Raw genomic sequence first — 19,934 nt, 5'->3', positions numbered from 1 at the left:
TTTTTTATAAACGGACCTGACCTGCTGATCACGATAAACGATGAAAGCCGGGGCAAATCACAAACGGCTTTCATATAAACAGGGCCTTGCGGCTGGTGTCTGGAAAATTAACTATAACGGGGATATTGGGATGATCTTATCTGATTTTTAGGGAAGGATTTTGTCAGTCAGGAATTTTTATGAGATATTTCTTTTGCATAAAAACGATGCGTTTTTCAATTTTCGAAAAAAAACAGCTAAAACCTGTTAAAAGGCTTTAGCTGCTTTCTAGTCAGATCATACGGGTACTGAACAGATTATATATCAAAATACAGAAAAAATTCATGGGGATGCGGGCGAAGCTTCACAGCATTGATCTCTTTTTCGGTCTTGTACTCAATCCATTTCTCAACCACATCTTTGGTAAACACATCGCCTTTCATCAGGAACTCATTGTCTTCTTCCAAAGCTGAAAGGGCTTCTTCCAAAGATCCCGGGGCAGAGGGAACATTAGCCAGTTCTTCCGGGGGAAGGGAGTATATATCTTTGTCCAGAGGATCACCCGGCTCTATTTTATTTTCAATACCATCCAACACAGCCATGAGCATAGCGGAAAATGCCAGATAGCCATTACAGGAGGGATCAGGTGTCCGGAACTCTATTCGTTTTGCCTTGGGTGACATGGAATACATGGGAATACGGATTGCCGCACTTCTGTTACGGCTTGAATACGCCAGGTTTACCGGTGCTTCAAATCCCGGAACCAGTCTTTTGTAAGAATTGGTGGTGGGATTGCTGAACGCACATAATGCCTTACAGTGTTTCAGTATGCCGCCGATGGCGTACAGGGCTTCCTGGGAAACGCCCGCATATTTATCCCCTGCAAAAAGCGGCTTACCGCCTTTCCAGATGCTGATGTGGGTATGCATGCCGGTTCCGTTATCCTCAAAAAGGGGCTTAGGCATGAAGGTTACAGTATGACCGTGCTTACACGCGACATTTTTGAGTATATACTTGAACCAGACAAGCTGATCTCCCATCTGAACCAGGGGCTTGAACCGCATATCTATTTCTGCCTGACCAGCTGTCGCGACTTCATGGTGCTGACATTCAACATCTATTCCGAGGTCTTCCAAAGTAAGGAGCATTTCAGTCCGTATATCCTGGAACTTGTCCGTGGGGGGAACCGGAAAATAGCCTTCCTTGTGCCGGGGCTTATAAGCCAGATTGGGACATTCTTCCCTGCCGGTGTTCCAACTTCCCTCTACCGAGTCAACCTGATAGAATGCCCCGTTTTTTGAAGATTCAAAACGGACATCATCAAAAATAAAAAATTCCGCCTCCGGCCCGAAATATGCGACATCACCGACTCCCGTGCTTTTGAGATACATTTCTGCCTTTTTAGCAATATTCCTCGGATCCCGGGTGTATGCTTCCCGGGTGAGCGGATCAAAAATATTTCCAATAAGCACCAGGGTCGGCTCTTCATAAAACGGATCAATTTTAGCTGTTGAAGCGTCCGGTATCACGAGCATATCGCTGGCGTTAATCGGCTGCCAGCCCCGGATACTTGAACCGTCAAAACCATACCCGTCATCAAAGCTTGATTCGTCCAGCTCGCTTATGGGAACCGTAAAATGCTGCCATACCCCGGGAAAATCCATAAAACGTAAATCAACCACTCTGATATTCTTTTCCTTTGCCATTGCTAAGACTTGTGTCGGTGTCATGATAAAAGCTCTCCTTTTCTGAGTTGTCGGTTGTCGGTTGTCAGTTAAGTGTCTGTGCTAAAATTTCACTTCAGCACTCCGGATAAAAATACCGAAGAACTTTTGTCCGGGTACTTATCAAGCAATAGTCAAATTTTTTATATCTGACTTTTTAAATACTGAATTTTTAAGATGTTAAAAATACTAGGCAGTCAGTACGGCAACGCGTAAATCCGTACACATCTTTTAAGCCAAAATGCCCCCTGAAACAGGCAGAGACGCAGAGACAAGGCCGTGCCTTGTCTCTGCTGATAACTGTCTAAATTGCGTCTTTTCCTTTTTCTCCGGTACGAACTCTGATAGCTTCTTCCACGGGAAGCACAAAGATTTTTCCATCCCCCAGTTTGCCAGTATTTGCAGCCTGCTGAATTTTTGCCACTACTTTGTCTGCCAAATCTGATGGCACTACAACTTCAATTTTCGTCTTGGGTATGAAATCAACCACATATTCAGCACCTCGGTATATTTCTTTATGCCCTTTTTGCCTTCCGTAGCCCTTGACTTCCGAAATTGTCATTCCCTGAATGCCGATTTCATTCAGCGCCTCTTTGACATCATCCAGTTTGAAAGGCTTTATAATTGCTTCAATTTTTTTCATTTTTACCTCTCCTTTGAAACTCGAAACTTGAAACTTGAAACTTGAAACTTGAAACTTGAAACTCGAAACTCGAAACTTGAAACTTGAAACTCGAAATTCAGAGGCTCGAAAATTTTCTTATGTGTAACGATTTCCAGTTTCATCTCCAAGTTTCAAATTTTAAGTTCCGAGTTTCAAATTATTCTATTTCAAAAGCTCTTTCCCCATGTATTGAGCTGTCAAGCCCTTCAATCTCGCTTTCCCGATCCACTCTGAGTCCTTTGGTAAGGGCTTTTGTTATGTAAACGATAATGACCGTTCCGATGGCTGTGTAGATTGCTGTTGCTCCGATTGAGACCACCTGAATCCATAACTGTCTGGGGTTTCCGTAAAGCCATCCTTTTGCACCTTCGGTTATGGCCGGGTTTGCAAAAATCCCTGTGGCAAGCGCACCCCATATACCGCATACACCATGTACGCCAAACGCATCCAAAGAATCATCATAGCCAACTTTGTGCTTGATTATTGCAACACTGAAAAACCCGAGAACCCCTGCCACAAGTCCGATAATCAGAGAAGCCGGTAAATTGACAAAACCCGCGGCCGGTGTGATGGCGACAAGACCCGCGACGATTCCGGAGGCAAGTCCCAGTACCGTGGGTTTTTTATTATAAAGCCATTCTGCAAACAGCCATGAAAGTCCTGCAATGGAAGCCGAGGTGTTGGTGACTAAAAACGCCGAACCGGCAATGCCGTCAGCAGCCAACTGACTCCCGGCATTAAAACCGAACCATCCGAACCATAACAGAGCAGCTCCCAGTGCAGTTAATGAGACACTTGACGGAAACATGGCTTCTTTTCCATATCCGATTCGCTTTCCCAGCATCAGGGCAAGCACAAGACCGGCAACACCTGCGTTGATATGAACAACGGTTCCGCCTGCAAAATCAAGCGCACCCATATCTCCCATCCAGCCGCCGCCCCAGACCCAGTGAGCCACAGGACAATAGATAAATGTCACCCATAAACTCGTAAAAATAATCCATGAAGAGAACTTCATTCTGTCAACGATGGAACCCAGAACAAGTGCCACCGTAATGCAGGCAAATGTCATCTGAAAAAGTGCGAACACAGATGTCGGAATAGTTCCTGACAAGCTGTCCACCCCGATTCCGGACATAAACAAATATTCCAGGCCGCCGATGAGCCCGCCGTTATCAGAGCCAAACGCGAGGGTATATCCCCACATCATCCATATCACACTTGCAAGACAATATGCGACAATTGTCATTGCAAAAGTGTTGAGCAGATTTTTGTATCTCGACATCCCGCCATAAAAAAGCGCCAGACCCGCAGGCGTCATGACCATTACCAATGCTGTGGATACAATGAGCCATGCGGTATCTCCGGAATTTAAGGTATCTCCTTCTGCAAAAGCCAGAGAAAATGGCATCATTGAAAAAATTGCTGTCAGCACCAGACTTTTCAGCTTCATTTTTCTTATCTCCTTGTTTTCTTAAAAAATTGATAAAATGTCAAGCGGTTAATTGGATTCATTCTGTCAGCCGGGTTTATAATCATTGATAAGCGCCATTTTCCGAAAATATAAACTCAGCAAATCAGGTCCTCTCACTTATTCGATGAATCAAGCGTGATTCAGTTGTATATATTACATAGCAAAAGGTATGCCATAATGATAAAAAAATACAAATGATCATAATAATTCAATAAGATAAGTTTAATAAAAGGGTCTGAGAAATGAGGCAGAATAGTTACAATTTTGTAATAAAATGGAGGGGAAAAATACAGATTTGTAAATTTATATTCATATGCCAAAGACAGGTGAAGACCTGTGAAATTTTGAGAATCTCTTTTGTGGAACAGGGGGTTGTGACGTTCATATTGCCAGACGGAATTTTTAACCCCTGGCTGGCAAATCTGACAAAATCAACATGAATTTTAACTATAAATTAAGTATATGACATGGCTTCCACCGGACGCAGCTTCCTGACCTTAAAAGCCGGATACAGCGCGGCTAAAAAAGTGATGAACAGGACCATGCCCGGTCCGAGCAAAGCGGAAAGCAGGGAAAGTTTGGGATACATTCGTCCGGAGATACCATACTGGCTCAACAATTCATTTGCGCTGCCAAAATCAATCCCATGAATTTGAAAATACCATGTAAGCAGCCCCCCCAGAAAGATACCTGAGATAACCCCCAGTAAGGTCATAAACACGGACTCAATCAGGAGAAGTTTGGTCAGGCGCCCCGGTGTTGTTCCGATAGCCATCATCACGCCAAATTCTCTGGTCCGTTCGAAAATCGCCATGAGAAACGTGTTTAAAATACTGAACGCCACAATGATGATCAGAAGGAACCAGAAAATAAGCCCGCTGATCAGGTCCATGGAAATGGCCTGGCGCAAACCGGGCATAAGCTCCTCCCAATCCAAAACCACGAGAGAGGATTTTATGGCTGATTTTTTTATATGGGCAACGACATCCGCCTTTATTTCGGACACATTTTCCAATGATCTGCCAACAGCTATCACTTCGTGGACCGCCCCGTTCATAGTATAAATATCTTGAAAATATTTCAAAGGGATATGGATAGCAGAGCGATCAAATTCATCCTGGCCGGAACTGTAAATCCCCCTGACCGTCACAACCGTGGCAGCGACAGATCCGTCACGTCCCTGTCCCAGTAGGATCAGTTCATCTCCTATCCCTGCTTGTAAGTTTTTAGCCAGAAGTCTTCCCACCAAGGCATGAGCCGTGTCATTGTCAGAGAAATAGCTTCCCTCCCTGATTAACTCTTTAAGGGTGGATACGCCGGCTTCTCTGACCGGGTCAACGCCCACCACCATTGCACCATATGTACGATTTTCAGAAGAAACCAGGGAAAACGCCTCGGCACGAAAGGTGTAAGCAGCTATCTCCGGTATCTTGTCCAGAATCTTCCCAGCCGAGGCCGGATCAGACACCACCTGACGAATGCTTCTTTTTTCCCTGTATCCTTCAGCCTGTATCTGAAAATGGCCGGTCTGTATCTTCACCGCGGCATTGATCATGGTTTCATAGCTTCCGAACTGAAAAGACAACATAAAGACCAGCAGGAGACTGGCAAAGGCAATAGCGGAAATGGTCAGAAGGGTTCGTCTGGGATTCCGCCAGATATTCCGCCAAGCCATTTTGATATCTATAGACATGAGATGTTTCCTTTCATAATAGCGGGGCAGTCATCGGGAGATTGCCCCTGAATTCGGAATTTCAAAAAATTTTGGCGATCTCGTTTGATCTCGTTCTCACGCTTGATCTCGTTGATCTCGTTGATCTCATTTGATCTCGTTCCCACGCTTTGCGTGGGAATGCAGAGCGGACGCTTCGCGTCCTTATTCCGTCTGCCCTCCGGGACGCTTCGAATACGCTTCGAATCCTACGCCGAGGGAGCCTGATCTCGTTCCCACGCTTTGCGTGGGAATGCAGAGCGGACGCTTCGCGTCCTTTGCCGAAGGAGCCTGATTTCATTGATCTCGTTGATCTCGTTCCCACGCTTTGCGTGGGAATGCGGAGCGGACGCTTCGCGTCCTTATTCTGTCTGCCCTTTGGGACGCTTCGAATCCTACGCAGAGGGAGCTTCGTGACGCGAAGCGTCTCTCCTGCATTCCCACGCAAAGCGTGGGAACGAGATCGTTCAGAGTTTTTTCCATCTGATGATGATCAGTCTCCCAGGCCCTTAATACCAATCATCAGTACAGAAATTGCAGAAGGGGTGATGCCATCAATCCGAGATGCCTGGCCCAGTGAAGCAGGTCTTATTTCAGAAAGCTTTTCCCTGAGTTCATTTGAAAGACCATGCACAGTGTTAAAATCGAAATTTTCCGGTATCTTCATGCGTTCCAGATTTTTGAATTTCTCAATTTCCCTTAACTGCCTTTGGATATAACCTTCATATTTAATTTCTGTCTCCACCTGCCGGATGATCTTTTTATGAACAGAATCAGGACCCGGGGCCAAGGTCTCAACCACATGATAATCCATTTCTGCTCTTTTCAGCAACTGATCAAGCGGGACAGCATGACTCAGAGGCTTTGCGCCATGGCTTTCCAGATAATCATTTACAGCTTTTTGCGGTTTTATCACAGTTCCCTTTATCCGCGTTATTTCCGAATCAATTTGTTTTTTCCGTTCTTTCATATCTTTCAAGGTGTCATCGTCAATCAGCCCCAGTTCATGACCCTTTTCCATCAGTCGGATATCCGCGTTATCTTCCCGCAGCATCAGCCGGTATTCTGCCCTTGAGGTAAACATGCGGTAAGGCTCCCGGGTTCCCCGCGTGACCAGATCATCTGTCATGACACCCATATATGCCTGGTATCTCTCCAAAATGAACCGCGGTCTCTCCTGAACCTTGCCGGCCGCGTTGATACCTGCCCACATTCCCTGTGCGCCTGCCTCCTCATATCCTGACGTCCCGTTAATCTGCCCTGCCATGAACAGCCCTGAAATCCGTTTGGTTTCAAGGGTCGGTTTCAACTGAATCGGATTGACATAATCATATTCAATGGCATAAGCGGGCCGCATGATTTCAGCTTCCTCCAGTCCCTTAACAGACCGGACAAACTGAATCTGAATTTCCGGGGGAAGGCTGTTTCCAAGACCGCTTGCATAGATTTCATCGGTGTCAAGTCCTTCAGGCTGAAGGATAACCCGATGATTCTCCCTATGGGAAAATTTAACAACCTTATCTTCAAATGAGGGGCAGTATCGGGCTGAAACTCCTGTGATCATTCCGCCGTACAGGGCAGAACGCTCCAGATTATCCCTTACGATTTTCTGACTGGTTTTATTGGTATGTCCGAGATAGCTCGGCATCTGGGGCAGGGTGATCTTTTCAGTAAAAAATGAAAACGGCACAGGTTCCTGATCCGAGTCCTGTCTTTCAAACTTGCTGAAATCTATGCTGGATCGCTTCAGCCGGGGCGGTGTTCCGGTTTTCATACGCCCAAGCTGAAATCCCAGGTCTTTCAGGTGAGCCGGAAGCCCGTAAGAAGCAAATTCTCCGGCCCTTCCGGCCCGGATTGATTTGAAGCCAATATGAACCAGACCGCTTAAAAAGGTTCCTGTGGCAAGAATAACCGTCTGCGCCTGATATCCGAACCCGGTGTGATCTTCCACGCCCGCGATCTTCCCATCCTCGATAACAAGCTGTTCAACCATGGCCTGTTTAATATCCAGATTCGGTTGCCTTTCAAGCACCGACTTCATGGCAATATGATAACGAATTTTATCATTCTGCGTTCTGGATGAATGAACAGCCGGCCCTTTTCTTGTATTCAATATTCGGTACTGTATGGCGGTTTTATCTGTAATTTTGGCCATTTCACCGCCAAGGGCGTCAATCTCTTTTACCAGCTGTCCTTTTGCCATGCCGCCGATGGAAGGACTGCATGGCATAGCAGCGATTTTATCCAAATCAATAGCCATGAGAAGCACACAGCATCCCATTCTGGCGGATGCCAATGCTGCCTCACATCCGGCATGGCCCGCGCCCACAACAATTACGTCGTATTTTTTAGAGTAGAAAACCATAAAAATTCCTTTAGTTGATGATCATCTGCTTTCGAATTTGTTCCCAAACTTCGGCTTTATGTGCTTTGAAATTCTTTAAAACTAATATGTTATAGCAGAAAATCGAAACTTCCCTTTTGTGGGACGGGATTTTCAACCCCTTCCGGTAAAGTCATTGCTGCTGAAAATTTCGGAAATGTTTCGGACGGGGTTGCAAACCCCGTCCGGCAACCAAATCCTGTCCGGCAAAAGGCTGGGTTAAAATATCCTAATCCATTTGTCTCTGTCCCATTTTTTGAAATATTTCATTTGCATGACAAATCCCAGCCAACGCTGTTCCACAGAGGCAAAAATTTTCCGGGGCTGCCCCGATAATTCATCATAAGGCATTTTGGTCCACTCATAAAACATATAAATTGATTTTTCGTAACTTATTCCTTTCCTTTGCGCCATCTCCATGAGCTGCTCCAGTCGGGGAAGCCATATATATTTTGATAAACGGATAATGCCTTCCTTTTTTGTAATTCGAAAGCCGTTTTTTATGATTGCTGATTCATAATCAGCAGATACACAGCATTTAAAAACTCCGTTTTCATCAAGAAACCAGTCACCTTTGCCCTGAACCCATTTTGTCTGGATTTCTCCGGACTTTTCACACATCTGTATATATTTCTGGCTCTTATCCATGATATTTCTGCTTATCTTTTAAAAAATGTCATTGTTTTCGAGTCAGCAAAACTGTCCAATATATTTTTTCTGATATGGAACAAGCCGGACTTCCGAGGCTTCCGAAACAGGTTTTTTTATACCAATGTCTTTCAGCAATACTTCGGACAAGTTCTGATAGTCAGGGAGTGATTAGGGATTTTACCAAAAATAAAATGCCTGGTGTGCGGTGGGTTGCGCTTCGCTTCACCCACCCTATGTTCTTTGTATCGGGTATGTTATTTATTTCGAGTTCCTTTATAAGTTTAACCTTTTGAAATCAAAATACAGGTGCGGTCCCCAAAATTTTTTTTGATCTTTCAATTAATTATTCTTTAATTATATAGGAAATTAGGGAATGTCCAATAAATAATTTACCCGCCTTGCAAAATGCAGGGTGGGCAGATTATTTTTCTGGATATCCCTTATAAAACTGAAAGTTAAGGTTAAGAACTAAAAATTTCTCAATTCTCAATTCTCAATTTTTTTTGTTCTTAGGTCAAAAATTTAAGATTGCGACAGAAGGTGGTCTTTGAATGGAGTGAATTACAGATTTACATGATGAAACCTGTAATTCACTGTATCTTACGTTCTGGATATTTGGCAGGAATCGGAATTAATCATCCTGAGCAGCTTCAGATTTCTCTGCTGATTCTTCGACTTTCTTCACCGAATCAGGCTGAACAGTTTCAGAGTCCGGTGCTGACTTCTCCTGAACAGTTTCAGAGTCCGGTGCTGACGTTTTCTGATCTGTCTCAGATTCCTCTGCTGACTTCTCAGTCTCCTTTGCTTTAAGCTTTGCCATTAAACTTTTGACCAGTTCAATTTTATTGCTGACATACTCAACCTGATTGTCTTTGACCTTGGGTGAAACGATCTTCTCAACAAGCAAGGCAGCTTTATTAAGATGTTTCAACGCGGCTTCAAAGCCGGCCAGCGTTCCTTTGCTTGCGGCAATGTCTGCCTTGTTCATCAAAATGAGCAGATCAATTGTTTTTAAGCGTTCATAAGCCTTGTTTACATTTTCCGGGGTTCCGAATGAAATCGCCTTGTTCAGATAAAAATTGATTTTTGCAAAATCAAGAGTACCCGGAGCTTCCAAAAGCGTATCTGCTTTCTGAATGAAATAGTTGAATGCAAGCGGATAAACTTCTTCTTTAGCGTAAACAGATTTCACAGTTTCCGGTGCCTGCACCCCGGGAAGACTCACAATCATCTCCTCGCCCAGAGGGGCAAACCACCCTTGCCAAATTTCAACAGCTTCATCAGTCGTTTCAATATAATATTTGCGAACATTTGAAACACTGGTACCGATAATAATTGCAAAAACAAAAACAACGCAGGCAATAGAAATTTTTACCGTCTTTTGCATAGGGTCAGATCCTTTCTTAGGAGCGGGCAGCTCATCATGAGTTTCGTCCACTTTCGGCGGCGTTCCCTGATTTTTCACAGGAGGCCTGTATTGCTCGGGAGTCGCTTTTCTGATCTCTGCTGGTTTTACAGCTTCTTTAGCTGTTTCCTTGGATTCATCCGCTGTTTTATCAGGTTTTATTTCTTCTTTAACAAGTTCCGAAGGCTTTTCAGGTTCGGCTTTTGGCGCTTCAGGCTCCTGCTCAGGAGCTTTTTCCGCTTCAGGCTCCTCGGCCTTTTCAGGTTCCTTTTCAGGAACAGCAGGTGCTTCAGGCGTTTTTTCCGCTTCAGACTCCTCGGCCTTTTCAGGTTCCTTTTCAGGAACAGCAGGTGCTTCAGGCGTTTTTTCCGCTTCAGACTCCTCAGCCTTTTCAGGTTCCTTCTCAGGAACAGCAGGTGCTTCAGGCGTTTTTTCCGCTTCAGGCTCCTCAGCCTTTTCAGGAAAATCTTTGAAATCAAAGACCCTGGCCAGCAGGTCCCTGAGTTCCCCCGCGTCCTTTTCATCCGAGACAAAGGGCGGGGCTGAAAACGTTTCCGCCTCCCCCTGATCCGGCTCAAAAAGACGCTCAGGCTCCCACGCGTCAAACTGCTTCATAAGAAGCTCGCTGACCGGAACCCGCGGCTTTTTCGGAAATGTTTTGAAATCAAAGACTCTGGCCAGCAGGCCCCTGAGTTCCCCCGCGTCCTTTTCATCCGAGACAAAGGGCGGGGCTGAAAACGTTTCCGCCTCCCCCTGATCCGGCTCAAAAAGACGCCCAGGCTCCCACGCGTCAAATTGCTTCACAAGAAGCTCGCTGACCGGAATCCGCGGCTTTTTCGGAAATGTTTTGAAATCAAAGACCCTGGCCAGCAGTTCCCTGAGTTCCCCCGCGTCCTTTTCATCCGAGACAAAGGGCGGGGCTGAAAACGTTTCCGCCTCCCCCTGATCCGGCTCAAAAAGGCACCCAGGCTCCCACGCGTCAAACTGCTTTGCAAGAAGCTCGCTGACCGGAACCCGCGGCTTTTTCGGAAATGTTTTGAAATCAAAAACTCTGGCCAGCAGGCCCCTGAGTTCCCCCGCGTCCTTTTCATCCGAGACAAAGGGCGGGGCTGAAAACGTTTCCGCCTCCCCCTGATCCGGCTCAAAAAGACGCTCAGGCTCCCATGTGTCAAATTGCTTCACAAGAAGCTCGCTGACCGGGATCCGCTGCTTTTTCGGAAATGTTTTGAAATCAAAGACTCTGGCCAGCAGGTCCCTGAGTTCCCCCGCGTCCTTTTCATCCGAGACAAAGGGCGGGGCTGAAAACGTTTCCGCCTCCCCCTGATCCGGCTCAAAAAGACGCTCAGGCTCCCATGTGTCAAATTGCTTCACAAGAAGCTCGCTGACCGGGATCCGCGGCTTTTTCGGAAATGTTTTGAAATCAAAGACTCTGGCCAGCAGGTCCCTGAGTTCCCCCGCGTCCTTTTCATCCGAGACAAAGGGCGGGGCTGAAAACGTTTCCGCCTCCCCCTGATCCGGCTCAAAAAGACGCTCAGGCTCCCATGTGTCAAATTGTTTCACAAGAAGCTCGCTGACCGGAACCCGCGGCTTTTTCGGAAATGTTTTGAAATCAAACGCTCTGGCCAGCAGTTCCCTGAGTTCCCCCAAGGCCTTTTCATCCGAGACAAAGGGCGGGGCTGAAAATGTTTCCGCCTCCCCCCGGCAGGCTCGAAAAGACGCTCAGGCTTCCACGCGTCAAACTGCTTTGCAAGAAGCTCGCCGACCGGAACCCGCGGCTTTTTCGGAAATGTTTTGAAATCAAACGCTCTGGCCAGCAGTTCCCTGAGTTCCCCCGCGTCCTTTTCATCCGAGACAAAGGGCGGGGCTGAAAATTCTTCCGCCTCCCCCCCGGCAGGCTCGAAAAGACGCTCAGGCTCCCACGCGTCAAATTTTTTCAATACAAGCTTTTTTAAAGAAATTTTCTTTTTTGTCCCAGCGGCTTTTTTGACGCCTGTTCCCTTTTTTACTTTGGCTTTTGCAGCTGTGGTTTTAGCTTTTGCAGTAACCTTTTTTTTTGTAGTCGTCTTCTTTACTGCCGGATCCTTTTTTTTGGATGTACTTTTCTTTTTTGAAGTTGATTTGGCTGAACTTTTTTTTCCCATAAAAATCCCTTTTTTTTATTTTCCCCCTTTTCAGAATCAAATACAGAAGCAAGTTGCCCGAAGGTAGGAAATTCCTCCCCCCAGAATACTCTTTTCACCCTATTGACTTATCCTGCTGTTTTATGAAATGAACAAGCTGAGAATAGGAATCAGTCTAAGGAAAGAGCAAGTCTCTTTTTTTATCAACCCGCCATTACAGACGCGTCTAAAAATAAATTTAATATAGTCTTTCAATTCTGTTTTTTTTCAGGCATAATTTTTGTCCTGAAAGCCAGGACGCAGGAGCTGGCCCCTTTTATCCTCGGCATTTGTCAAAATGAATTCAGATACTGTCGTCCCTACCGGAAAGACAATTTTTTGCCAATAAAAACCAAAATTGAAAAAAAATTCCCATTTTTCAAGGTAAAATTTTTAATTAAAGCCCCATATTTCCGTTTATGGTGCATAATAAATAATGAATTTAGCCTGTTAGTTATGATTCATTTCCAAAAAAATTTCAAAAAAAATTATATAAGATCAGTTCTCTTTTGTAAACATTTTTTTACTGATCATAAGCGGAAAGGTAAAAACGCTTTGAAATCATCTGACAGAACAGCATAAACATGATAAGCATCTTTCGGAAACAGGACTTCATTTAATCATGTTCACTTTTTTAAAAAATTCTTTCAAACCCCTCAGTTTGAAAGAGTTTCCCATTAAAACTCCGGAAATTATATTTTCCCTGAACAGACTGGCCAGGGGTGTTGACAATATTCGGTATGACGTCCATCTGAGTCCGGATTTTTGCAAGGCGGCCATCAAAATAATAACACAGATTATTGCCGCGCATACAAAATCCGAAGAAATTCTGGGCTTGGACAAATCTGCGAATCCAGGCAAAGAAAAGGATGAATTCAAAAGGCTTTGCCATGAGGTCATGATGGACGGAGTCAACAAGGCAAAGCTGCGTCGTGATATCCAAATTGATTATCTGGTTCAGGCAGCCATTATCAAATTTTTAACAAAAAGTATTCGGGACCGATATGAGAAACTGATTGTGCATTTTAAAAATATTATACAGCAGTATGAAAGTTCACCCCATAAGCAGGAGGAAGCCGGACAGTTAAAAAGAGAACTCTCTGAAATTTTGGAAAAAAAAAAGAAGATTTTACGCAATACAGGCAATGAACTGTTTCAGCATCTGACTGAAGTTCAGACCAAGGAGTTAAAGGAAATGCGTGAGTCAAATTTCGGGGCAGAGGCTGTTCTTCCTGATCATATTTTTTCCAACCCTTTGTTTCATGTGGAAGATATCGCTGACGATTTTTTTACAATAGAAGAATACGATATATTGCTGGGCCATCGTCTTGAGGATACTGACAACTACAATACTTTAATAACTTTTATCAAAAGCCTCCTGGCTGAAATTGCTTCAAAGGATGCCGCTGCCGCACTCAGAAAGGCATCAGCACAAAACCCGGACTCCGCACCGAAAACCCCCTCCCCGGAACCGGATAATCAGAATAGTGATGCCTGGACCATGGAAGTCAGTAATATTGATATGTTGTTCAATTATTTTCAATCATGGGAGCGACTTCAGACGCTGAAAAAACAAAAATGGACCAAAAACAGTTTGTTATATCTCAAAAACTATGCCAGGGAGCAAAAGAAACTTTTGAATTTTTTTTACAGGAAATTCAGAAAAAAAGGCATAATTGAAAGGATCACCGCCACTTATGAAATGCAGCCTGTTTATCTCGAATACTGCCCGCCGCTGGTTCCTCAGCTAGTTTCAGAATTTCTGATTTCACCCAAATCAAGGCGGGGTATCAAAACCCGGCTGAAGCGGCTGAAGCCATACTATGAAAAATCATTTTCTCTGAGACCGCTCCGGGATTTGGTAATAAAACTGGAAAAAGTCAGGGTCAGAACCAGAAAAGCGTATCTGATACGATTTCTCAACGGTTTTATTCGCTATCACAGGGACGTGCAGAATTATAATATGCTTAAAGAGGCCATGGACTGTATCAACCTGACCACAAAAGAAGATATTATCAGCCTTTCCCGTGCAAACAACACGTTATATGAGTTTTTGTTACCTCATGAACGTGAATCCGAAGAAAAACCGGTGATCAGCCATGTCATTATCAAGGCGGATGTCCGGGGGTCCACGGATGTTGTCCACAAAATGAAGAAAAAAGGACTGAATCCGGCAACATATTTCAGCCTGAACTTTTTTGATCCCATTACGGAGATACTGCCTGACTATGGTGCGGTGAAGGTCTGTATCGAAGGTGACGCATATATCCTGTCAATTTATGAAAGAGAGGATACACCGGAAGACTGGTACAGCGTGGCCCGCGCATGTGGCCTTGCCATCAGCATGCTCTCTGTCATACAGCGATATAATACCAAAAATAAAAAATACCAGCTGCCGGAGCTGGAACTGGGGATTGGCATTACCTATCGGGATAATGCGCCCACGATTTTTTTTGACGGTGATAATCAGATTATGATATCATCAGCAATTAATTTGGCAGACCGGCTTTCAGGATGTTCAAAAGCTGTCCGAAAAAAAATGGCCGGAAATAACGAGCCGTTCAATCTCTATGTATTTCAGACAGCATCAGATGAAGAAATAGCGGTTACAAGCGATGATCTGTCGCTTCGGTATAATGTCAACGGCATTGAACTGGATGCCACCGGTTTTAAAAAACTGTCAGAAGAGATTGATCTGAAGCCTGTGGAGGCTTCTGTTCAAAAAAAGAAGCATAAATTTTATATTGGAAAATTTCCCACTGTGACCGGAACATATCAGCGTTTGGTGATTCGGGAGAGTCTGATCCCCAGAATTGACGCGGACACTTTAGAAATTACAGATATAACAGATCGGAAATATTATGAATTATGTACAAATACGAAACTCTGCGAATATATAAAACAAGGGAAAAGCATCTGAACGCTGAACTGCGAACTGAAATATGCTGAAAAGTCGGAGCAGAATCAATGACAAATCGCAAATCATAAATCCCAAATCACAACTCTCTTTCATAAGTACCTGATCAAAAGTTTTTTATACATTTTTTCTGTGAACCGCGGAGAAACCCGGGTTTTTCCTTCAGAGGCGGCGGCTCATTCCGAAAAAAAAGCCGGGTTTCTTTCCTGTGCGAATATCGAAAACTTATGGTCAGGTACTTAATAAATATTCCGAGCGATGATAAGCCCATTGACTTTTCCCTCTGTTTCATGAAATAAATGGTTTTTGTCAAAAACCTGATCATTGACTGAACGTGCAAGGGAGGCATTCCCAAAGTGATGATCCGAAATGCTGAAATTATATAATACGCCGAAATAACTGAAACAGACAGAAATTTTGTTGAAATATCCGTTTTAATAATTTCAGACAGTTGCACTGTTTACATCACTTTGGAATTGCACCCGTACAAGGGAAAAAATTATGATGTCCGCAAAATTAAAAAACAAGGATAATTTTCTTGTCGGTGTTATCTCAGATACCCACGGCCTTCTGCGGCCCGGGATAGCCAAAATTTTTAATGGGACTGACCTGATCATTCATGCAGGGGATGTTGATCGGCCAAATATTCTTGAGGCTTTGCGAGAAATCGCTCCTGTCACGGCTGTTCGGGGAAATATGGATTACGGGGAATGGGCAAACAAACTTCCTGTCACGGAAATTATTGAGATTGGAAACGTCTGTCTGTATATGTTTCATAATCCGTATCAGCTTGATTTGGATCCCGGGGCCGCGGGTTTTGCTGCTGTTATCAACGGCCATACTCACAATCCATTTGTTGAAAAGAAAAACGGCGTACTTTTTTTAAACCCGGGCAGTGCTGGCCCGAAACGGGGAGATTATCCCGTTACCGTGTCTTTGCTTCATATAAGGGGATCTGATCTGGATGCACAGATTATTCAGATGGACGAATGATTTTCTGATGTGTGTTGTATCTTGATGGCGAATCATTAATCACCAATGACTTTTGAAAGAAGGATAATGGATGATAAGGATATCTACTGCATTCTCCAAATAGATTGTCCGGAAGACGTACTGAAGGAAGTGAGAATTATCTGTAGCATGATTTCTTCCGAATTTGATTTTGCTCCTGTTGAAACTGTATTTATGACAGTTCTCAGGCTTTTTAACGGAACTTATCCGGGATACCGGGCCTGCAATACGAAATATCATGACCTCCGTCATACCACTGATGTTTTTCTCGCAATGGCGCGGATGATTCACGGCGGCGTGATTGACAACATGACCTTCTCCTATCGCCATGTTATGCTGGGGCTGATATCAGCACTTTTCCACGATACAGGATATATTCAGGAAAACCATGACACTGAAGGCACCGGAGCCAAATACACCAGCACTCATGTTCAGCGAAGTATGGATTTTATAAAACGCCACGGCACTGAACACGGTTTGTCTTATGATGAAATTGTCGAGGGCCAGGCCATGATTCTGTGTACCAATCCTTTTGTTGATATTTCCGGTATAACGTTCCCGTCCGAGGAAGTTGAATCTCTTGGGAAAATGCTGGCAGTGGCGGATTTTCTGGCGCAGATGTCTGACCGGATTTATTTGGAAAAACTTCTTTATCTTTACCATGAATTCAAGGAGGGCAAGGTCCCCGGATATAAAAGTGAGGTGGAGCTTCTCCAAAAGACAATCTGTTTTTACGAATTCACTGAAAATCGTATTCAGTCACTGTCTGAGGAAGTTGACCGACTTCTGCGGCTGCATTTTGCCTCACGATGGAATGTCAATGAAAATTTGTATGATATTGCCAAGGAAAAACAGAAGGCTTACCTGCATAAGATTCTGAAACATCCTGATCCGCTTAAATTTCTGAAGCGCGGCGGAGTTGTTGAGGATATTTTCGGATAAATGGTCATAAGTTCGCGGTCACAACAAAAATATGAAAAGTCCCAGTCTTTTTCCTGATATCTGGCACTTTCATAATGAAACAGATGTTGCCAATAAATACCGTTGCCAGCAATGTCAGACAGAAAATGACTCTCCTGCTCTCATCATCTTCCGCTATTTTGTTTCCATTCCGAATCTGTTGTCAATCATTTATTTAATATCAGTAGATCGAAAAGTTTTCGGGCTGTCGCGGGACAGACACGGCGAACGGGGGAGAAACCCGGCTTTTTCCGGCGGGGGGAGTCTTCTGTCCGGGAAAAAAAGCCGGGTTTCTCTGCCATGCCGCACACAGTCCGGAAACTTTTCGATCTACTGAATATAATTTTATTGTCTGTGATATCAGCCTTCAGACTGATATTTTCAAGGTTCTGAGAATCTTATTATCAACTGAATTTTCGCATTTTGCGGATTTCCCGGGTTCCACAGGCAGATAACACCTGTCAAAACTTGGAAAATTTTTAACCACCTGTTAAATGGATTTGTTTTATGAATTCTGATAAACCGAAATTCGACGTTGTCATTATTTGCGGCCCCACAGGAGTTGGGAAAACCTCCGTTGCAATCAAAATCGCCAAAATGTTTGACGGTGAAATTATCGGCGCTGATTCAATGCAGATTTACAAATATATGGATATTGGCACGGCCAAGCCAACTCCGGATGAACAAGCCTGTATTCCCCACCATATGATTGACATTGTCGAGCCGGATGAACCTTTTGATGCTGCAAAATTTGCGAAAATGGCCCGGAAAAAGATCATGGAACTTCATCAGCGCAAGATTATGCCTTTTGTTGTGGGCGGCACAGGGCTTTATATCAAATCGCTGACACAGGGCATGTTTCGTGATGCGCCGTCGGACCCGGATATCCGCAGACGCCTGAAACAGGAAGCAGCACTCAGCGGATCTGCTTTTCTTCATGAGCGATTAGGTCAGTACGATCCCGAGACAGCGGAACGGCTGCATCCGAATGATATTTTCAGGATTGTCAGAGCCCTTGAGGTATATGAAATTACCGGAAGAACCATTTCTGACCACCACCGTGAGCATAGGTTCGCGGACGCGCCGTTTAATGTGTTAAAAATCGGTCTGCATAAGGACAGGGAAATGCTTTATCATCGTATTGAGTCAAGAGTTGATGCGATGATCGAACAGGGGCTTTCTGATGAGGTGGGGAAACTTTTTGACATGGGTTACTCCGAAAACCTCAAGTCAATGCAGTCTATTGGTTATCGCCATATTGCTGATTTTCTCCGCGGGCGTCTTTCTTATGATGAGGCCCTGAGAACTTTGAAGCGAGATACCAGAAGATATGCAAAACGCCAACTGACATGGTTCAAGGCAGATTCTGAGATTGAATGGAGGGACCCGGAAGAAACAGAGGATATCCTCGGGTTAGTTTCAGACTTTGTGAAAGTGAGAAATGAGAAGTGAGAAGTGAGAAATGAGAAATACCTTATCATATTGGTGAGCATCTTCGCGGGAAGTATTGCCATCGCCTCTGTTCTTGCGAATAAAATTATCAATATTTTCGGATTATTTGTGCCTGCCGGTATTCTTGCATATTCTGCGACTTTCATTGCCACTGATGTAATCAGTGAAATATGGGGAAAGGAAAAAGCGAATGTTACAGTTTTAGGCGGGTTCCTGGCGCTTGTGTTTGTATTTCTCCTTGTCCGGATAAGTTTGTTGTTGCCCGAAGCGCCGTTCTGGCACCAGGAGGAAGCCTTTCAGACAATTATGGGAAGTACGTCCAGAATTATTGTGGCATCCCTTATTGCCTATCTTGTCAGTCAGTTTCATGATGTATGGGCATTTCATTTCTGGAAAAAGATAACAAAAGACCGGCATTTGTGGCTCAGAAACAACCTTTCCACTGCTGTTTCCCAGTTTGTTGACTCGTTTCTTTTTGTCACCATTGCTTTTTACAATGTTCTTCCTGTATGGCCGTTAATACTGGGCCAATGGATTGTGAAACTTACAATAGCGCTGTCAGATACCCCGATTATCTATTTTCTGGTCTGGCTGATTCGCAGGAAAACAGGCATCATTATGGAAAAGAACAAAAATATTACATCCAACTGATATCTTTGTCAGTTCCCGGCAGACAGATGACAACCGGGGCTTCCGTTCATAAGTAGCTGGCCAAAAGTTTTCCGGGATTTCCTGCCATAAGTAGCACGACATGCGCCACATGTCATTCCGGGCGGAACTGAAAAAAAGGACTTTTTTTCAGTTCTGACCCAATATCGTTCGGCATGATTTTTGCATAGCCGGACGGAAATGCCCGGCATTTCCGCATTTTGGAGAAATTGTTTCCGAAAAACGCCCGGCGGACATTTCGGGATTTCAGTTTTCCGGATATATGAATTCAGTTAGTTACAAATGTACGCAAAAATCGTGCCGAACGGTATTGGTTCTGACCCGGAATCCACTGATACCTGAAAATTTATGGCCGGGTACTTAGTCCCACGTTCAGGCGGTCTCAGACCGCCTGAACGCAGAACTGCAAACTTAAAAATGTGTCGGTGGTTCAGACACCTTATTCGACAGATGACAGTGATTCAATTGCTGGGAAGCATAAGATTCATCAGTTTCTGCTGAAGAACAGAATAAGAATAGTACTGCGTTGCGATTTTATAATTGTCATTCACCATTTTCTCACGCAGGGCAGCATCTTTCAGAATCTTCTTTGTCTTACGAACTGCTTTTTCCGTGACATATCCGTCAATTTCAATGGTTGAAAATCCTTTGGGCTGGATATCAATCCGGTAAATTGAATAGGTATTTACCAGTATCGGTTTACGGTAATACACCGCCTCAAGAAAAGCATTGCCGAATCCCTCGAAATCCGAGGGATAGGTCACAAGATCAGCAT

At 44.3% G+C, this 19,934-nt stretch carries 17 protein-coding genes; 6 read left to right on the top strand and 11 right to left on the bottom strand.

What is annotated here, in order from left to right; translation table 11 throughout:
- Nucleotides 1-296: 296 nt before the first annotated feature.
- From glnA to dnm_RS22835, 5 genes are all read right to left on the bottom strand, one after another.
- Nucleotides 297-1,709 (bottom strand): type I glutamate--ammonia ligase, encoded by a 1,413-nt coding sequence (gene glnA, locus dnm_RS22855; RefSeq protein ID WP_207679202.1) that lies wholly within the window; start codon nucleotides 1,707-1,709, stop codon nucleotides 297-299.
- A 298-nt stretch (nucleotides 1,710-2,007) separates the two neighbouring features.
- The gene (locus dnm_RS22850; protein ID WP_207679201.1) at nucleotides 2,008-2,346 is read right to left on the bottom strand and encodes a P-II family nitrogen regulator; all 339 of its coding nucleotides are present in this window, start codon (nucleotides 2,344-2,346) and stop codon (nucleotides 2,008-2,010) included.
- 2 nt (nucleotides 2,347-2,348) lie between these two features.
- The gene (locus dnm_RS22845) at nucleotides 2,349-2,489 is read right to left on the bottom strand and encodes a hypothetical protein (protein WP_207679200.1); all 141 of its coding nucleotides are present in this window, start codon (nucleotides 2,487-2,489) and stop codon (nucleotides 2,349-2,351) included.
- A 35-nt stretch (nucleotides 2,490-2,524) separates the two neighbouring features.
- A complete protein-coding gene (locus tag dnm_RS22840; RefSeq protein ID WP_207679199.1) occupies nucleotides 2,525-3,820 on the bottom strand; it encodes an ammonium transporter in 1,296 nt (431 codons plus the stop codon).
- A gap of 475 nt (nucleotides 3,821-4,295) precedes the next feature.
- Nucleotides 4,296-5,534 carry an ABC transporter permease gene (locus dnm_RS22835; protein WP_246556062.1) on the bottom strand — a complete coding sequence of 413 codons (1,239 nt, stop codon included), beginning with the start codon at nucleotides 5,532-5,534 and terminating at the stop codon, nucleotides 4,296-4,298.
- A gap of 130 nt (nucleotides 5,535-5,664) precedes the next feature.
- Between dnm_RS22835 and dnm_RS22830 the strand changes: the two genes are divergently transcribed.
- Nucleotides 5,665-5,847, top strand: a complete 183-nt coding sequence (locus tag dnm_RS22830; protein WP_207679198.1) for a hypothetical protein — start codon at nucleotides 5,665-5,667, stop codon at nucleotides 5,845-5,847.
- A gap of 2 nt (nucleotides 5,848-5,849) precedes the next feature.
- On the opposite strand, the gene dnm_RS22825 is transcribed toward dnm_RS22830, so the two are convergent.
- The 5 genes from dnm_RS22825 to dnm_RS22805 form a co-directional block, all read right to left on the bottom strand.
- Nucleotides 5,850-6,035: a hypothetical protein gene (locus dnm_RS22825; RefSeq protein ID WP_207679197.1), complete on the bottom strand. Its 186-nt coding sequence runs from the start codon at nucleotides 6,033-6,035 to the stop codon at nucleotides 5,850-5,852.
- Between the two features lie 10 nt (nucleotides 6,036-6,045).
- Complete coding sequence (mnmG, locus tag dnm_RS22820; RefSeq protein ID WP_207679196.1) at nucleotides 6,046-7,917, bottom strand: tRNA uridine-5-carboxymethylaminomethyl(34) synthesis enzyme MnmG; 1,872 nt, start codon at nucleotides 7,915-7,917, stop codon at nucleotides 6,046-6,048.
- 237 nt (nucleotides 7,918-8,154) lie between these two features.
- Complete coding sequence (locus dnm_RS22815; protein ID WP_207679195.1) at nucleotides 8,155-8,583, bottom strand: hypothetical protein; 429 nt, start codon at nucleotides 8,581-8,583, stop codon at nucleotides 8,155-8,157.
- 634 nt (nucleotides 8,584-9,217) lie between these two features.
- Nucleotides 9,218-11,638: a hypothetical protein gene (locus tag dnm_RS22810; RefSeq protein ID WP_207679194.1), complete on the bottom strand. Its 2,421-nt coding sequence runs from the start codon at nucleotides 11,636-11,638 to the stop codon at nucleotides 9,218-9,220.
- Nucleotides 11,548-12,132 (bottom strand): hypothetical protein, encoded by a 585-nt coding sequence (locus dnm_RS22805; RefSeq protein ID WP_207679193.1) that lies wholly within the window; start codon nucleotides 12,130-12,132, stop codon nucleotides 11,548-11,550. Before dnm_RS22805 ends, dnm_RS22810 begins: the two co-directional genes overlap by 91 nt.
- A 640-nt stretch (nucleotides 12,133-12,772) precedes the next feature.
- Between dnm_RS22805 and dnm_RS22800 the strand changes: the two genes are divergently transcribed.
- The 5 genes from dnm_RS22800 (at nucleotide 12,773) to dnm_RS22780 (ending at nucleotide 19,141) form a co-directional block, all read left to right on the top strand.
- On the top strand, nucleotides 12,773-15,070 hold the full coding sequence (locus tag dnm_RS22800; RefSeq protein ID WP_207679192.1) for a hypothetical protein: 2,298 nt from the start codon (nucleotides 12,773-12,775) through the stop codon (nucleotides 15,068-15,070).
- A 498-nt stretch (nucleotides 15,071-15,568) separates the two neighbouring features.
- Nucleotides 15,569-16,060: a metallophosphoesterase family protein gene (locus dnm_RS22795; protein WP_207679191.1), complete on the top strand. Its 492-nt coding sequence runs from the start codon at nucleotides 15,569-15,571 to the stop codon at nucleotides 16,058-16,060.
- Nucleotides 16,061-16,126: 66 nt separating this feature from the next.
- Nucleotides 16,127-17,020, top strand: coding sequence for a hypothetical protein (locus dnm_RS22790; protein ID WP_207679190.1), 894 nt, complete (start codon nucleotides 16,127-16,129; stop codon nucleotides 17,018-17,020).
- A 525-nt stretch (nucleotides 17,021-17,545) separates the two neighbouring features.
- Nucleotides 17,546-18,490, top strand: a complete 945-nt coding sequence (gene miaA / locus dnm_RS22785) for a tRNA (adenosine(37)-N6)-dimethylallyltransferase MiaA (RefSeq protein ID WP_207679189.1) — start codon at nucleotides 17,546-17,548, stop codon at nucleotides 18,488-18,490.
- A 3-nt stretch (nucleotides 18,491-18,493) separates the two neighbouring features.
- Complete coding sequence (locus dnm_RS22780) at nucleotides 18,494-19,141, top strand: queuosine precursor transporter (RefSeq protein ID WP_207679188.1); 648 nt, start codon at nucleotides 18,494-18,496, stop codon at nucleotides 19,139-19,141.
- Between the two features lie 479 nt (nucleotides 19,142-19,620).
- On the opposite strand, the gene dnm_RS22775 is transcribed toward dnm_RS22780, so the two are convergent.
- On the bottom strand, nucleotides 19,621-19,923 hold the full coding sequence (locus dnm_RS22775; protein WP_207679187.1) for a glycosyltransferase family protein: 303 nt from the start codon (nucleotides 19,921-19,923) through the stop codon (nucleotides 19,621-19,623).
- Between the last annotated feature and the right edge of the window lie 11 nt (nucleotides 19,924-19,934).

Origin of the sequence: Desulfonema magnum (assembly GCF_017377395.1) — a bacterium.
Lineage (GTDB): Bacteria > Desulfobacterota > Desulfobacteria > Desulfobacterales > 4be13 > Desulfonema_C > Desulfonema_C magnum.
This window is presented reverse-complemented; position numbering and strand designations above follow the sequence as displayed.

Excerpts from the sequence above, each read along its gene's own strand:
- glnA (WP_207679202.1), bottom strand. The coding sequence starts at position 1,709 with ATGACACCGACACAAGTCTTAGCAATGGCAAAGGAAAAGAATATCAGA.
- dnm_RS22850 (WP_207679201.1), bottom strand. The coding sequence starts at position 2,346 with ATGAAAAAAATTGAAGCAATTATAAAGCCTTTCAAACTGGATGATGTC.
- dnm_RS22845 (WP_207679200.1), bottom strand. The coding sequence starts at position 2,489 with ATGAAACTGGAAATCGTTACACATAAGAAAATTTTCGAGCCTCTGAAT.
- dnm_RS22840 (WP_207679199.1), bottom strand. The coding sequence starts at position 3,820 with ATGAAGCTGAAAAGTCTGGTGCTGACAGCAATTTTTTCAATGATGCCA.
- dnm_RS22835 (WP_246556062.1), bottom strand. The coding sequence starts at position 5,534 with ATGTCTATAGATATCAAAATGGCTTGGCGGAATATCTGGCGGAATCCC.
- dnm_RS22825 (WP_207679197.1), bottom strand. The coding sequence starts at position 6,035 with ATGGAAAAAACTCTGAACGATCTCGTTCCCACGCTTTGCGTGGGAATG.
- mnmG (WP_207679196.1), bottom strand. The coding sequence starts at position 7,917 with ATGGTTTTCTACTCTAAAAAATACGACGTAATTGTTGTGGGCGCGGGC.
- dnm_RS22815 (WP_207679195.1), bottom strand. The coding sequence starts at position 8,583 with ATGGATAAGAGCCAGAAATATATACAGATGTGTGAAAAGTCCGGAGAA.
- dnm_RS22805 (WP_207679193.1), bottom strand. The coding sequence starts at position 12,132 with ATGGGAAAAAAAAGTTCAGCCAAATCAACTTCAAAAAAGAAAAGTACA.
- dnm_RS22800 (WP_207679192.1), top strand. The coding sequence starts at position 12,773 with ATGTTCACTTTTTTAAAAAATTCTTTCAAACCCCTCAGTTTGAAAGAG.
- dnm_RS22795 (WP_207679191.1), top strand. The coding sequence starts at position 15,569 with ATGATGTCCGCAAAATTAAAAAACAAGGATAATTTTCTTGTCGGTGTT.
- dnm_RS22790 (WP_207679190.1), top strand. The coding sequence starts at position 16,127 with ATGGATGATAAGGATATCTACTGCATTCTCCAAATAGATTGTCCGGAA.
- miaA (WP_207679189.1), top strand. The coding sequence starts at position 17,546 with ATGAATTCTGATAAACCGAAATTCGACGTTGTCATTATTTGCGGCCCC.